The following is a 12,929-nucleotide window of genomic DNA, read 5'->3' as shown; positions in this document are numbered from 1 at the left end:
TCCCTCCACTTTCAATCTCTATATTTTTATCTCTTTAAAGTTCACAAGCGTATGTCGCAATTGTTCCTCTTAAGCGCTGCGCTTCTTTATAGGTACAGCGGTTATGAACAACATCAATTCCTGCTTCCTTCGCGATCCTTGCTGCTTCTGGTGAAATGACGCCTTCTTGCAGCCAGAATACTTTCGGCTGAGTAATAGCCGCTTCCTTCGCCAGTTCAATCGCTGCCTCAGGACTTCTAAACACTTGAACAACATCAATTGGAAACGGAATAGACTTCAAATCTGGATACGCTTTTTCATCAAGCACTTCTGTTTCTCTCGGGTTAACAGGAACAATCTTGTATCCGAGACGCTGCATTTTTCTAGCAAGTCTGTGACTTGGTCTTGCTGGATTGGAACTTAAGCCCACGATAGCGAGTGTCTTTGGCCGTTGAATTTCCTGACCATTTTCTGTTGCTCTGTATAGTGAGGATTGCAATGCCCAGCGAATAACCCCCTCATCATTGATTGTAATTTCTGTTCGATCTGATCCAATTCCAGTTGCTGCATGTATAGCGCGATCAAGATCATTTGTTAGGTCTTTCACCGACTCAAGCCCGATTGATAATCGAATAAGTTCTTCAGTAACCCCTGTTGCAAGCAACTCTTCACCGCTTAACTGCTGGTGTGTTGTTGAAGCGGGATGGATGATTAATGATTTAGCATCTCCCACGTTTGCAACATGTGACCAGAGTGAAATGTTATTTATTACTTTGCGGCCGGCATCGCGTCCGCCTTTAATTCCAAAGTTTACGATTGAGCCGAAGCCGTTGCTTAAGTACTTTTTCGCCAGCTCATGACTTCGATGAGATGGCAGTCCAGGATACGACACCCAATCGACTGCGGGGTGGTTTTCAAGATACTCCGCCACTTCCTGCGCATTTTTCGCATGTTTCTCTACTCTTAAATGCAGAGTCTCTAAACCTTGTAAAAGGAGGAACGCATTATGCGGACTTAAGCAAGCTCCGAAATCTCGCAACAGTTGTACACGTAGTTTCGTTGCAAATGCCAGCGTTCCAAAATCATTTGCATATCGTAGTCCGTTATAGCTTCTATCAGGTTCCGTGAATCCCGGGAATTTTTCTGAATTCCAATTGAAGCGTCCTCCGTCAACCACCACACCACCGATCGCCGTTCCGTGTCCACCAATCCATTTTGTAGCCGAATGGATGACGATATCTGCTCCCCAGCTTAATGGTTTTGTTACATACGGTGTTGCAAACGTGTTATCGATTAATAGCGGCACTCCATTTTCATGTGCGATGTCTGCAACTGCTTCAATATCTAGAACATTCAAACTCGGATTTCCGATCGTTTCAGCGAAAAAAGCCTTTGTGTTTGGTGTAACTGCCTTTCTGAAATTCTCTGGATCCTCTGCGTCAACGAACTTTACGTTGATTCCGTATTTTGGAAGAGTAGTAGAAAATAAGTTGTATGTGCCGCCATATAAATTTGTAGCAGCAACGATCTCATCACCCGCATGTGCGATGTTGAGAATGGCAAGTGCGATAGCTGACATACCAGATGAAGTGGCTACCGCTGCAACACCGTCTTCTAGCAGTGCTACTCTTTTTTCAAACACATCCACTGTTGGGTTTCCGATTCGGCTGTAGATGTTTCCAGGTTCATCAAGTGCAAATAGGCTCTGTGCGTGGTCGGTATCTGAAAAAACATAGGAAGTAGTTTGATAAACTGGCACCGCTCGCGATCCTGTCGTTGGGTCAGGCGCTTGCCCTCCATGTAATAGCAACGTCTCAATATCATATCCGTCAAAAGATTTTGTCATGTTAATCTCTCCTCGTGTTTTGTAGTATTAAGTTAATTAAATATATAGGAAAACTAGGGATTAAGATTTGTATCTTGCCCTTGTTCCATATGCAGTTTCAAAAAAATAAAATGAATGACGAATGAAGTTTAGTGTTGAAGAAAAATAAGGGGAAAAAGAAAAACCCCCTTCCTAAGAAGAGGGTTTTGGTCCTCCTCTTATCTTTCAGATCAAAAACGATCTGTAGGAATTGGCACCTTTCCAAACCAAATATGGTTTGTTGGTTGCCGGGCTTCATCGGGCCTAGTCCCTCCGCCTCTCTGGATAAGAGATAATTAAATTATGTTTAACACATTAGCGTGCTGATGTTTATGTTGTTCTTGAATAGGATTATAGAGTAAGACGTTTTAGAAAGTCAACCGTTTTTTGAAAAATCGTAAAAGTCGTACAAAAGACTTAGTGTTCAACTGTCAGCTTTGAATTAAGATTATGCCCATGCTATGCCAGTTATGCCAATTTCGTACCGCTTTTTTCATCTGTCCATTTAAATTCTTCTATTTTTTTCACAAGTACAGGTATTCGGTTGGCGATTGCCTCTTTTTCTCCATACCGAATTTTTTGTTCGGACGTTAATTCTTCAGACTGCAGGAGAGCCCAGTGCGATGCAGCTAAACTTGTAAGCTGAATGAACTCTTCTTGTTTCACTCTCTGTTTTACAATAAGATCGCCATTAGAATATCCTTCTAAAAATCCATCTGCCATCTTGTGCAGCCTGTCCTCAAAACGATCAAACTCATGTTTGGCGTAACGTGGTGCATTAAAGAACGTCGGAAACAGTGTTCGGTAGTTATTTAGAAAGTTGCCTGCTAATGAGTCCCCGCTATAAAGAATCGGCACTGGATCAATCAGACTTACTCTACCGTCTGAGTGAAGCAATATATTTTCAGGTGACGTATCTTGGTTTGTAAATGTGATTGTTTGGTGATCACTCACTCTGTTCTTCATGCATTCTTGAAGCTGAATAAGAACTGTTGGATGTATAGAGCTATCATAAGCTCCCAAAAATTTTTTAAAATCAGAGAGATACTCTTCATTCTCTTCTTTCATATACGCAGAAACATTCGACTGAAGCTGACCCTCGATATTCTTCCCGTTCCATTGCAGATAGCCAAAGCCTTTTAATCCATGTTGAGCGGCATTCATATTCCAGAAGAACTCACCCAGTTCCGCACCTACTTGAAACGCTTCTACATAAGTAAATTGTTCAAGTTTAATTGCTTTACCTGCATACGACTCGACCGTAAAAGTTTTGTCCTGTTCTACATGGTAGTAAAAGAATTCTGGACAGATTCCCGGTTTAACTGAGTTAGCTAGTTCATAATACGCTTTTGTTCCAGCATATTCGGCAAAAGAAGCTGCTTCATCGAAAACAATTTTTCTGCCATATGCTTCCGCTTTAGGAAATCGAACGACTACCGAATCACTAGTACGGAACTGAACAAGATAAGCATAATGCCAAGCACCCTCGCCTAAGTATTGAACTTGGGTTGGATCTTTAAGCTCTCCAAGTCCACTTTTTTGCAAAGCATAGTCAATCAAGTCAAATGTCTCTTTCATAAGATGTTCCTCTTTCTTTTATGAAAATACAATGTCTGAAACATATATTCGGTATGTGTCGAAAAAAATCCTTTTTTCATTAAAATTTCATAGGTCTGAAGTCACAGTTCATTTTGCGCTCGTAAATCTCATTTTGCGCTCGTTTAGCGAGGATAAATGTCGCTGAACGAGCTTAAACCAACAAAAAACTAGCTCCCTAGGTCATTACTGCAACCAAGAAAGCCAGTTTTTCATTAATCCACGTATGTCACGATCTCTTCTACTGCTTTTCGTGCCAATTTTTTCGGCTGATCTTGCGGATGACCTAGTGATATGACCATGTTGATCTGCTTCTCAGACGAGATATCCAGATATTCACGAATTGCATCTTGAGCCAATAACACAGGGCCGGTCATAGGACAAGAACCTAGACCGCGCGCATGCGCAGCCAGCATTAGGTTTTGAATCGCAAGACAGCTGCTCTTAATCCCTTCTTCTTCCCAAACGGACTCTTCCGCTAGCTCGATTGGATCAAAGATTTTTTCTCTGAACTTTGACTCGTATGGAGTAGCTAAACAGATGATTAGCACGGGAGCGCCTGAGAATGCTGTTGCATAAGGGCCAAACGAACGAGTCAGTAATTTTGCTTCCTTCGTCTTGCCGTTCTCTTCTGCTCTTGCTGCGAGTTTATGAATGGCCTCCCACGTCATCTCTTCAATTTTTTTCACTTTATCTTTGTTGCGAATTACGATAAATTCCCATGTTTGTGAGTTCGTATCACTTGGGGCATAGCGGGCGCAATCCATGATCTCATAAATATCTTCTTCGGCAACTGACTCATCCGTAAACTTACGAACACTTCTTCTGCCGTGCACGATTTCTTTAAAATCTTCGTATTTCATGATTGTCTCCTCTGACTCAATGAATGTATTAACTTCTTGTATTATACAAAAGATTGGAACCGTCTACAAAACACCTAAAAAAACAGTGCTATTTTGCACTGTTTTCTGCATCCATATCCTTTTTCGTTTTTATCCTTAATCCGATTAAAATGAGAGATATCCCTAACAAAATACTTACAAAATTTAGCGGATCAGCATTTAGGCTCTCTCTTTGGACATTTAATTTCTCTACATATGCCCCGACTAAATATGAGGTAATCAACACGATAATTCCAGCTGTAATCAATCCGGCTTTTACATATGGTTTCATTGTAAAACCACCTTTTCCCTTTTACATCTAACTTATTCTAGGAAAAGTACTGAATACCTTTTATTAACCTTACGAATGTTGTGAGCTAATTTGCTTTTGCAAGATTCATTTGCTTCTCTACAAAAGACCTGACGTTATCCTCTTCTTTTTTCTTAATCACGAACTCCACATACTTGTCACCCGTATAAAAGCGAACCAAACCCCAGCTCGGATATCCAGGATTTTCAGCTTGAAGTCCTGTAATCCAATCTACGGAATCGATCTGTTGCCAGTTATAAAACGTTGTAGCGGATACGACACCTTTCTTACCAATTGCCCCTCTCCAAATCTGCGTAAAATAAAGAAGAGTTAGTATGACCAGCAAACAAATCATTAAGAAATTAACAGGTAAAGAGAGCTTCAAGAAACCAAATCCTTGCGTAATGACAACAACAATAATGATTTCATTTGTCCAAAAATTCTTTTGGGTATATTCGCCGCTATAGGACAAGCCGAATACAGGAACGGCTTGTTTTTTATCCTTTATATTTTTGTAAAGATAATAAAGGGTAACGCCGATTCCAGATGAAATTAAGCAAGCAAAGACAACATCTAATAAAATCCCCATGTATGACACCCCGCAATTCATATACAACTATAAACGAAAATCATTGGAAAAAGTTTCAAAAACATAAAGAAAAGACGCTAAAAAATAGTTAGCGTCTAACAAACAAATTGTATGTTTTTATAACTGCAAGATTGTAAAACACCCCGCCAACTATTCCCGCAATCACATCCAGCACATAATGAACGCCTAATTTCACTCTGCTCATACCAATTATACAAAGAAATACAATATAGCCTGCTATCATCTTCATATTTTTAGAGAAACCCGATAAGCAAAGTAACAGGCTGTAAAAAGCCGCTGCATTCATAGCATGAGCACTTGGATAACCGTACGAACTTGCTTCCGTTCTTCTTTCCCATTCCGGAGGTTTTCTTTTAAACACTTGTTTAAAAAGTACCGTTAAAAGCCTGACGCCAAATAGGTTAAAAAGGATAAAACTGCTTTTATCACGGTTTCCTGTACGTTTGTAGCTTAAGAACAAAATCATACCGAGTGGAATCATAAAAAATCCTGATCCAAGGCTTGTGAAAAACAGCATTGATGGTTTGGAAAAGAATCTCGATCTATACATGGAGCGGCTGAATCCTTCATCAAGTGAACTGTATGGATTTTGATTTCTTACCCTTGTTAAAACAATAAAGATTGTTCCGGTAATCAATAAAACAAAAATGGATGAAGAAGAAGTTTTCCTTATTTTCATAGAATCCTATCACCTTCGTCTATGTATACTGAGGTTATTTTTTCCCGAGACCTTTTTTCTATACGAAAAAAAGACACCTCATCATAGGTGCCTTCCTCCGTATTGCATTATTTTCTTTCAACCATGACGAGAATCTTCCCGTCCTGCAGATCTTGCATGTAGCGTTCTGCATCTTCTTTTGTCACGTCCATGTTTAAAAGGATTTCTTTCATATCTTTTTCACCGTCATCAAACATAGCTGCAAAAGGACCAGCTGCAAGAAGAGGACCAACACCCGGAACTCCAAGGCCTGGAACGGCGATACCGCCTCCGATCCCTGTTAAAAATCCAGCAATCGTCCCGTAAGTGGCACTGTCCACGTCATCATCCGTTACTCGTTCTTCTTTAACATGCGTTTCATCAGCAACATTGTCTACCAATTCATCGTCTTTTGCAACAATGGAAATATCGGAAGGATGGTAGCCTTTTTCAACTAGCGCTTTAATCGCGCCAACCGCTTCTTCTTCTCTTGTGTATGTACCGATAATATCTTTTTTCATTTGGTTTCCCTCCAAACGGTTCTTTACAAGTAGGTTCCCCTGTTAAACACATTTTAAACAGCAGTTAATCCTGTTCGAACCACCCTTTTTTCTTAAACCAAAGAGACATCACGATACCTAACAAAACCATAAAGCCAAGTACGTAAAAGTAGCCATTCTTTGTTTCTAGCTCTGGCATGTTTACAAAGTTCATTCCGTATAATCCCGCTATAAACGTTAATGGCATGAAGATTGTAGTGATGACCGTTAATGTTTTCATGATATTATTCATCCGATACGAGTTCAACGAAATATAATTATCTCGAATATCTGAGGTCATCTCTCGAGCTGATGTCATCATGTCTGTTAATCTTAACAGATGGTCGTAGATATCATGAAAGTAGGATCTTTCATCTGCATCCAAACCGACTCGTTTTGACTCAAGCATTCGGTATAAGAGCTCACGCATCGGAACAACCGTTTTTCTTAATGTAAGTAGATCTCCTCTAATATCAAAGATTTGGTTGATCAGCTTTGGCGCTTCATCATCTTCATTGCTCTCAATCGAGATCACACGCTCTTCTAGCTCATGCATGATCGGAAAATACATATCGACTAGTTTATCAATCAGCTTGTGCACGAGCTCATTTTTCCCTAACTCTGACGGAATGGTCTCTAACCCTTTTAAATAATCCCATACAAAATCAATCTCAGGAACACTTGTTTTATGAAAGGTTACAACACTGTTTTTTGTTGTAAAGATATCCACTTCTGTCGCTTCAAGCGTTTTTTGGTCTAAAGCATGAACAACATAAAATAAATGCTCTTCATAAAATTCTACCTTTGGCCTCTGCAGGTCATTTACACAGTCTTCTACTGCTAATGGATGAAAATCAAAAAACGAGCGAAGAAGGTTTGTCTCACCAGGAGTAGGACTGTCAAAATCCACCCAGAACCAATCCGGCTGAATCTCAGCCAATTGCCTGAATGGCGGGTTGATGATTACTTTTTGATCAATTATCGCTATCGTTCGAACCATGAGCAGACCTTCTCTCTTATCTTCTCTTAGGAGGCTGTCTTCGCATCCAATGTTTGTAGCTCTTCTTCTTTTAGCCTTCTCTTAATAGTATCATTTCCATAATCTCTTTTAACTTTTTTCACTTTATTTAAACCTTTGCTTTGTGCATGCAATATTTATCTACAATACGTGAAGAGCATTACTTTTTCAATTAAACAAAAGAATTAATAGTTAAATCGTACATTTTACAATTCCCTTTTTCTGCTAAAATTAAATGTAAGAAGATATGGGGAGGAAACCATGAAAAAGATTTTGATAATGGCTTGTGTATGTATCGCCTTCTTCGTTTCAGGTGTTTCTGTTTACAGTTATATGAACGAAAAAAATCGTTACGCAGCAGTTACTGTTGTTCCCGAACAGCGTGATGATCTTCCTCTTTATAAGGGGCTAGAATTTCAAGAACATAACTATCTCATGAAAGGAAATCATTGGTATGACGTTTACGTTTTTTATAAAAAGCAGATGCCTCTTCACGGCTGGAAACTTGTTCATAAACAAGCTTCAATAGAAGGTTCGGGTGGATTTATAACGAGTTGGGAAAAGGATCATTCAGAGCTGTTTATTGACGGTGGATGGAACCCTCATGAAAACACAACAGAAGTTAAGTTTGACCTTCGACCGATTATTCGAAGCACGAGTTGGATTGAGTCGATACCAAGCAGTATATGTGTATATGCCTCTAAAGAGGCTGAAACTTGCAGTACACTCTCTGATCAAAAAAAGATTGAGCAATTTGTAAATTGGGTTAATGATGAAGCAATGGACAAAGAAGATGCGCCTCTTCAAAAGGATTACGGGATTGTCGTGGTGAACGGTAAAAAAATTGAAATTCATTATGACCCTGAACTCCCCTCTTTTACTTTGAAATCTGCTGATGGCCGTAAACAGCTGAAACCAGAACCTTTGTTGGAACTTTTAGGATTAACTGAATTGAAGACAAAATAAAACCTTGGCCAGTTAGTGGCCAAGGTTTTTTATGCTTCTTTTTGACTGGATTCTAAGAGAGGCTCATACATCATGATCGCATGGTTTTCTGTTACATATTCATCATCGATCTGCTGCTTTTGACGATTGAATACTTTGCGATGTATGAGATTGTGCCTGAGATACCCACCCCAGTAGGCAGGAGTGATCCAATGTTCTTTTTCATACACTTTGTATGATTGCAGAGGTTCCTGCTCAGTGCGCCATTCTCCAACAAGATGCGTATCTGTCAAGTAAAGATGAAGCTGGTAGTTATTATCGGTCGTGTTTTTGATCTGCAGATCCAAATAATTATAAGCACAAGTAGCTCCACTGCCGAACGGCTGTGTTCGCTTTGAATCAGGAAACACATCATAGCTATGCCGATGACGCTCTGTTACAGTTAGCGGCGTGTGCAGCGTCATCCAGTAAATCAAGTTGGACAGCTGGCAAAGCCCCCCTCCTGTTCCCTTTTTAAACGTTCCGTAAAAAAGAACCATTCCATCCACATAGCCTTTTGAACGTGTTGTCGTTCCGATTCTCTTCCAATAGGAAAACGTCTCTCCAGGCTTGACCACGATTCCATTTAATCGCTTTATAGCAATCTGAAGATTTTTCACTTTGTTATGCTGATACCACATATCCACGTCTTTTAATTTCCGAAGAAGAATCGTCTGATGCGAAAAACTGACGAAAGGAAGTTTTTCACTGCTTATTGTTTTTGCATAGGTTTGATCATCAGTAAACCATTCTATGTATCTTTTTAACGTGTAATATTTTTTGCCTAGTGAGATTCGAAAGGCCGAACGCCGTTTCGGACGCAGGTCAAAATGGTTCATACTGTACCCCCTTTTGCTCAATTTCAGCTTGGGAAATAAATTGTTTGGGGTCAGACCCCATTTCCCACAATCTTCTAATTCTTTATTTACCATTTATTTTCCTTCATTTGTTACGTTATCATGTGGTTAATGTCGAATAGAATTTTACTTCACAAAATGTATAGTTAAGATGATAATTAGTTAAAGAATCGTTGATTGGTTTGGAGGAAAACTTGGATGCTCGACAAATCCTTTTTACAGATGAATACCGTATTTATTAGCATCCTCATTGAAGCACTTCCTTTTGTTCTTATCGGTGTGCTCATTGCTGGTGTTATTCAGATGTTTGTTACAGAAGAAATGGTGGCACGTATCATGCCTAAGAACAAATTGGCTGCAATCTTGTTTGGTGCTTTCTTAGGGGCTATTTTCCCAGCTTGTGAATGTGGAATCGTTCCGATTACGAGAAGGTTAATTGCTAAGGGGGTTCCTGTTTTTGCTGCCATTCCTTTTATGCTGACAGGGCCGATTATTAATCCTGTTGTGTTATTTTCTACATTTGTCGCATTCGGCAATCAGTGGGATGTTATGATCTATCGAGGTGGTCTTGCCATGATCGTAGCGGTACTTGTAGGTTTCTTGCTAGCTGTTCAGTTTAAGAATGCTAAAGTACTGAAGAATGAGATTGGTGCCCTTACACATTCACCAGGCGGCATAGAAACAGCTGCAGCTATTTCCACACCACAAATTTCCCTTTACAACAAGATTAAAGGGACATTTGTACATGCAGTTGAGGAATTTTTCTCGGTAGGGAAATACCTCGTTATTGGTGCGTTGATTGCCGCAAGCATGCAGACGTATGTAAAAACTTCAACATTGCTTGAAATCGGACAAGGTGAGGTTTCCTCTTCTCTCGTAATGATGGGATTGGCTTTTGTGCTCTCACTTTGCTCAGAAGCAGATGCTTTTATCGCCTCTTCTTTTCAGAGCACATTTACGATCGGATCAATCGTTGCGTTCCTTGTATACGGACCCATGCTTGATATCAAGAATGTATTGATGATGGTTGCTGCTTTTAAGAAGAAGTTAGTGTTAAGTCTGATCGGATATATTACGGTCCTTGTGCTGCTCGGATCATTATTTCTCTAGGGAGGTGTTAACGTATGATCCGTATTCTGATACTCATTGGTTTTACTTTTTTGTTCATGCACTTGCATGCGACGGGTGATATCAGCAAATATATTAACATGAAATATTCGTATATCTCATTTTCGGCCATATTTATTCTAGGTTTTTTAACGCTCGTACAGTTCTACATCTATGGCAAAAGTGAAGACGGGGATCATGAACATGATGACTCTTGTACACCTGATTGTGGGCATAATCATCACAAAAAACCTTCACGTTTTAAAAACTTAACCGTTAACAGCATACTCATTTTCCCGATTATCTCTGGTCTGTTTTTTCCTATTGCTTCTCTAGATTCGGAGACCGTTAAAACAAAGGGCTTCCACTTTAAGGGCCTTGAAAATGAAGGTGACTTTGGAGAGCATCAATTTTTAAAACCAGATACGAGTGTGTATTATGGTAAGGAAAGTTATAACACCATCATGGATCAAGAACTTAAGCCGTTTACAAAAGGCGATACCGTCGTGTTAAACGACAGCAATTATTTAAAAGGGATGGAAAGCATCTATTACAAACCTGGAATCTTTCTTGATAAAAAGGTACAGTTTACGGGGTTTACGTATAATGCTGAAGATCAGTCTAAGAGTAAGAAAAATGAATTGTTTCTCCTTCGCTTCGGCATCATTCACTGCATTGCTGACTCTGGTGTATTCGGAATGATGGTGGAGTTACCTGAAGGCACATCGTTTCCAAACGATAAATGGATCGAAGTGGATGGAACCATTGAGACTCAGTATTATCAGCCATTTAAAGCAGATATCCCTTATGTAAAAGTGAAGAGCTGGAAAGAGATCAAAAAACCAGAAGAAGAATATGTATTTAGAGGATATTAAAAACTTCTGTAAGACAACAGAAAAATCGCTTAACAGTTGAGTTAAGCGATTTTTTTATATTTACCAAATGCTTCTTATTAAGCGAAAGATAATTCTTGGTATAAACATTAAGATGTTCCATACCACTTCATATATAATTTCAATTAGGATTTCTTTAAAAAAGAATTTCTATTTTTATTTTTCATCTTATAACTCCCATTTTACTAATCGTTGTTTAACTATTCTTACTGAAAATAACAATACAATCCTTGAAATAAATTCTACTTTTAGTTTCTAACTCCTTCTTCCGCTAAGCTCTTTATTCGTTTAAAAGATTTTCCACACAAGTATAGATGCCTTCAAAAAAAGAACCAAATCGCCCTGCATAGCGATTTGGTCAACTAAACCAAGAACATCATCATATACGGCAAACATTTTTACTCTTCCGGTTTTTTTCATATATTCTGTGACCTAATCAGTTGAACAACCAACTCCCCAAGCTGCCTTCCGAGTGACAGTCCCTCATCATTATCAACCTTAAAATGAACACCTGCATATAATCTCGACATTGCACACTCTTCCATCAGCTGGTGTATACGGTATGTTTCCTGTGGAAAATAGTAGCTTAAAATCACCTCGGAACACCCAGCCATAACTGCGTGAGCAGAAGGATATCCTGGAAAACGAGGGGTGGACAATACCGTTTTTAAATTCGGATCATATTGACAAGGTCGTGCAACGTCCCAAAGATATTTAAAGTACCACGTAATCACAAATGCATCGTTAATGGCAGCTTGATAGAATGCTAAAAATCTAGCTGCTTTCGTTGAGGCAAGTCCGTATGTTTCCATCATGTTATAAACGAAAGGCATAGTCTGCCTATTTACCTCTCCCGTTGCCCAAACTTGAGCAATCCTGATCTGTTCAGGCGTTACCTGTTGAAGCACTTGTTTTACAAGATTAAGCTCACTTTCCCAATTAATCAGATTAGGGTTCTTAATTTTCCATGTGATCGGGTTTCTAAAAGGGTCAAAAAATTCGTGCCCTTTTCTCGTAATAAAAAACATCGGCCATGACCCTGCGTCAGGAGTTACTGGAGTTGGGGGATAAAACTCACCTGGATATGGAATGGCAGACCACCTTAAATAATCTCTCATTTTTAGCCCCCTTTTTGCTCTCATGAGGTCTACGGTTCTATTACTTCTGCGCGCAGTGTGCAGCGTTTTACGCGCGGTACTTCCTTACTTTCACGCGCTGCCTCCTTTTTTACACGCAAGTTTCACCAATCCACGCACGGCTGCTGCATTTTCGCGCGCAGCACACTCTATTTCCGCTATCTTTGTACATTATAAAGTTTATGAAACTGGACAGAACCTTTAGAACGGATGCCGTTTTGGTAGTTAAACAAACATTTTCAGCTTAAAACATTGATTTTCTAAGATTCGCAGACCTGTATTGTTCCTTTATATAGTAATGTATAGCAGAATAGGTTATTCAGTCATGACGAGCCGATTGAATTATTATTTACCTCCGAAAAATTTAAGGAAAAATAAAAAAAGGTATTGTATAGCTGCAAGCCTTTTTTCTTTTCTCTATTCACAACTCTTATAATTTGGTATCATTTTCCTTAAAA

13 protein-coding genes and 1 riboswitch are annotated in these 12,929 nt (G+C 39.3%); of the genes, 3 read left to right on the top strand and 10 right to left on the bottom strand.

Features of this window, described 5'->3' with window-relative positions; genetic code table 11:
- Window positions 1-34: 34 nt before the first annotated feature.
- From AWM68_RS00735 to corA, 8 genes are all read right to left on the bottom strand, one after another.
- Window positions 35-1,825, bottom strand: a complete 1,791-nt coding sequence (locus AWM68_RS00735; RefSeq protein ID WP_066236138.1) for a PLP-dependent aspartate aminotransferase family protein — start codon at window positions 1,823-1,825, stop codon at window positions 35-37.
- 194 nt (window positions 1,826-2,019) lie between these two features.
- Window positions 2,020-2,135: riboswitch (SAM riboswitch) on the bottom strand.
- A gap of 176 nt (window positions 2,136-2,311) precedes the next feature.
- Window positions 2,312-3,421, bottom strand: coding sequence for a hypothetical protein (locus AWM68_RS00730; protein ID WP_066236136.1), 1,110 nt, complete (start codon window positions 3,419-3,421; stop codon window positions 2,312-2,314).
- A gap of 233 nt (window positions 3,422-3,654) precedes the next feature.
- Complete coding sequence (locus tag AWM68_RS00725; protein WP_066236134.1) at window positions 3,655-4,302, bottom strand: nitroreductase family protein; 648 nt, start codon at window positions 4,300-4,302, stop codon at window positions 3,655-3,657.
- A gap of 88 nt (window positions 4,303-4,390) precedes the next feature.
- Window positions 4,391-4,612 carry a hypothetical protein gene (locus AWM68_RS00720; protein WP_066236132.1) on the bottom strand — a complete coding sequence of 74 codons (222 nt, stop codon included), beginning with the start codon at window positions 4,610-4,612 and terminating at the stop codon, window positions 4,391-4,393.
- Between the two features lie 85 nt (window positions 4,613-4,697).
- Window positions 4,698-5,219 carry a hypothetical protein gene (locus tag AWM68_RS00715; protein ID WP_066236130.1) on the bottom strand — a complete coding sequence of 174 codons (522 nt, stop codon included), beginning with the start codon at window positions 5,217-5,219 and terminating at the stop codon, window positions 4,698-4,700.
- A gap of 88 nt (window positions 5,220-5,307) precedes the next feature.
- A complete protein-coding gene (locus tag AWM68_RS00710; protein ID WP_066236128.1) occupies window positions 5,308-5,919 on the bottom strand; it encodes a phosphatase PAP2 family protein in 612 nt (203 codons plus the stop codon).
- Between the two features lie 107 nt (window positions 5,920-6,026).
- Window positions 6,027-6,458 carry a general stress protein gene (locus tag AWM68_RS00705; RefSeq protein WP_066236126.1) on the bottom strand — a complete coding sequence of 144 codons (432 nt, stop codon included), beginning with the start codon at window positions 6,456-6,458 and terminating at the stop codon, window positions 6,027-6,029.
- A gap of 64 nt (window positions 6,459-6,522) precedes the next feature.
- Window positions 6,523-7,476 carry a magnesium/cobalt transporter CorA gene (gene corA / locus AWM68_RS00700; protein ID WP_156488266.1) on the bottom strand — a complete coding sequence of 318 codons (954 nt, stop codon included), beginning with the start codon at window positions 7,474-7,476 and terminating at the stop codon, window positions 6,523-6,525.
- A 279-nt stretch (window positions 7,477-7,755) separates the two neighbouring features.
- On the opposite strand from corA, the gene AWM68_RS00695 reads away from it, so the two are divergent.
- Window positions 7,756-8,460: a hypothetical protein gene (locus AWM68_RS00695; protein WP_066236122.1), complete on the top strand. Its 705-nt coding sequence runs from the start codon at window positions 7,756-7,758 to the stop codon at window positions 8,458-8,460.
- 29 nt (window positions 8,461-8,489) lie between these two features.
- Here the strand turns inward: AWM68_RS00695 and AWM68_RS00690 are convergent, their stop codons facing one another.
- The gene (locus AWM68_RS00690) at window positions 8,490-9,317 is read right to left on the bottom strand and encodes a VanW family protein (RefSeq protein WP_066236119.1); all 828 of its coding nucleotides are present in this window, start codon (window positions 9,315-9,317) and stop codon (window positions 8,490-8,492) included.
- A 216-nt stretch (window positions 9,318-9,533) separates the two neighbouring features.
- On the opposite strand from AWM68_RS00690, the gene AWM68_RS00685 reads away from it, so the two are divergent.
- Complete coding sequence (locus tag AWM68_RS00685; RefSeq protein WP_066236117.1) at window positions 9,534-10,445, top strand: permease; 912 nt, start codon at window positions 9,534-9,536, stop codon at window positions 10,443-10,445.
- 14 nt (window positions 10,446-10,459) lie between these two features.
- A complete protein-coding gene (locus tag AWM68_RS00680; protein ID WP_066236115.1) occupies window positions 10,460-11,317 on the top strand; it encodes a TIGR03943 family putative permease subunit in 858 nt (285 codons plus the stop codon).
- 434 nt (window positions 11,318-11,751) lie between these two features.
- Here the strand turns inward: AWM68_RS00680 and AWM68_RS00675 are convergent, their stop codons facing one another.
- On the bottom strand, window positions 11,752-12,453 hold the full coding sequence (locus tag AWM68_RS00675) for a vanadium-dependent haloperoxidase (protein WP_066236113.1): 702 nt from the start codon (window positions 12,451-12,453) through the stop codon (window positions 11,752-11,754).
- Window positions 12,454-12,929: the final 476 nt, after the last annotated feature.

The sequence above is a fragment of the Fictibacillus phosphorivorans genome (genome assembly GCF_001619875.1).
GTDB classification, from domain to species: domain Bacteria; phylum Bacillota; class Bacilli; order Bacillales; family Fictibacillaceae; genus Fictibacillus; species Fictibacillus phosphorivorans_B.
This window is presented reverse-complemented; position numbering and strand designations above follow the sequence as displayed.

Coding starts and splice junctions, on each gene's coding strand:
- AWM68_RS00735 (WP_066236138.1), bottom strand. CDS start 1,825: ATGACAAAATCTTTTGACGGATATGATATTGAGACGTTGCTATTACAT.
- AWM68_RS00730 (WP_066236136.1), bottom strand. CDS start 3,421: ATGAAAGAGACATTTGACTTGATTGACTATGCTTTGCAAAAAAGTGGA.
- AWM68_RS00725 (WP_066236134.1), bottom strand. CDS start 4,302: ATGAAATACGAAGATTTTAAAGAAATCGTGCACGGCAGAAGAAGTGTT.
- AWM68_RS00720 (WP_066236132.1), bottom strand. CDS start 4,612: ATGAAACCATATGTAAAAGCCGGATTGATTACAGCTGGAATTATCGTG.
- AWM68_RS00715 (WP_066236130.1), bottom strand. CDS start 5,219: ATGGGGATTTTATTAGATGTTGTCTTTGCTTGCTTAATTTCATCTGGA.
- AWM68_RS00710 (WP_066236128.1), bottom strand. CDS start 5,919: ATGAAAATAAGGAAAACTTCTTCTTCATCCATTTTTGTTTTATTGATT.
- AWM68_RS00705 (WP_066236126.1), bottom strand. CDS start 6,458: ATGAAAAAAGATATTATCGGTACATACACAAGAGAAGAAGAAGCGGTT.
- corA (WP_156488266.1), bottom strand. CDS start 7,476: ATGGTTCGAACGATAGCGATAATTGATCAAAAAGTAATCATCAACCCG.
- AWM68_RS00695 (WP_066236122.1), top strand. CDS start 7,756: ATGAAAAAGATTTTGATAATGGCTTGTGTATGTATCGCCTTCTTCGTT.
- AWM68_RS00690 (WP_066236119.1), bottom strand. CDS start 9,317: ATGAACCATTTTGACCTGCGTCCGAAACGGCGTTCGGCCTTTCGAATC.
- AWM68_RS00685 (WP_066236117.1), top strand. CDS start 9,534: ATGCTCGACAAATCCTTTTTACAGATGAATACCGTATTTATTAGCATC.
- AWM68_RS00680 (WP_066236115.1), top strand. CDS start 10,460: ATGATCCGTATTCTGATACTCATTGGTTTTACTTTTTTGTTCATGCAC.
- AWM68_RS00675 (WP_066236113.1), bottom strand. CDS start 12,453: ATGAGAGATTATTTAAGGTGGTCTGCCATTCCATATCCAGGTGAGTTT.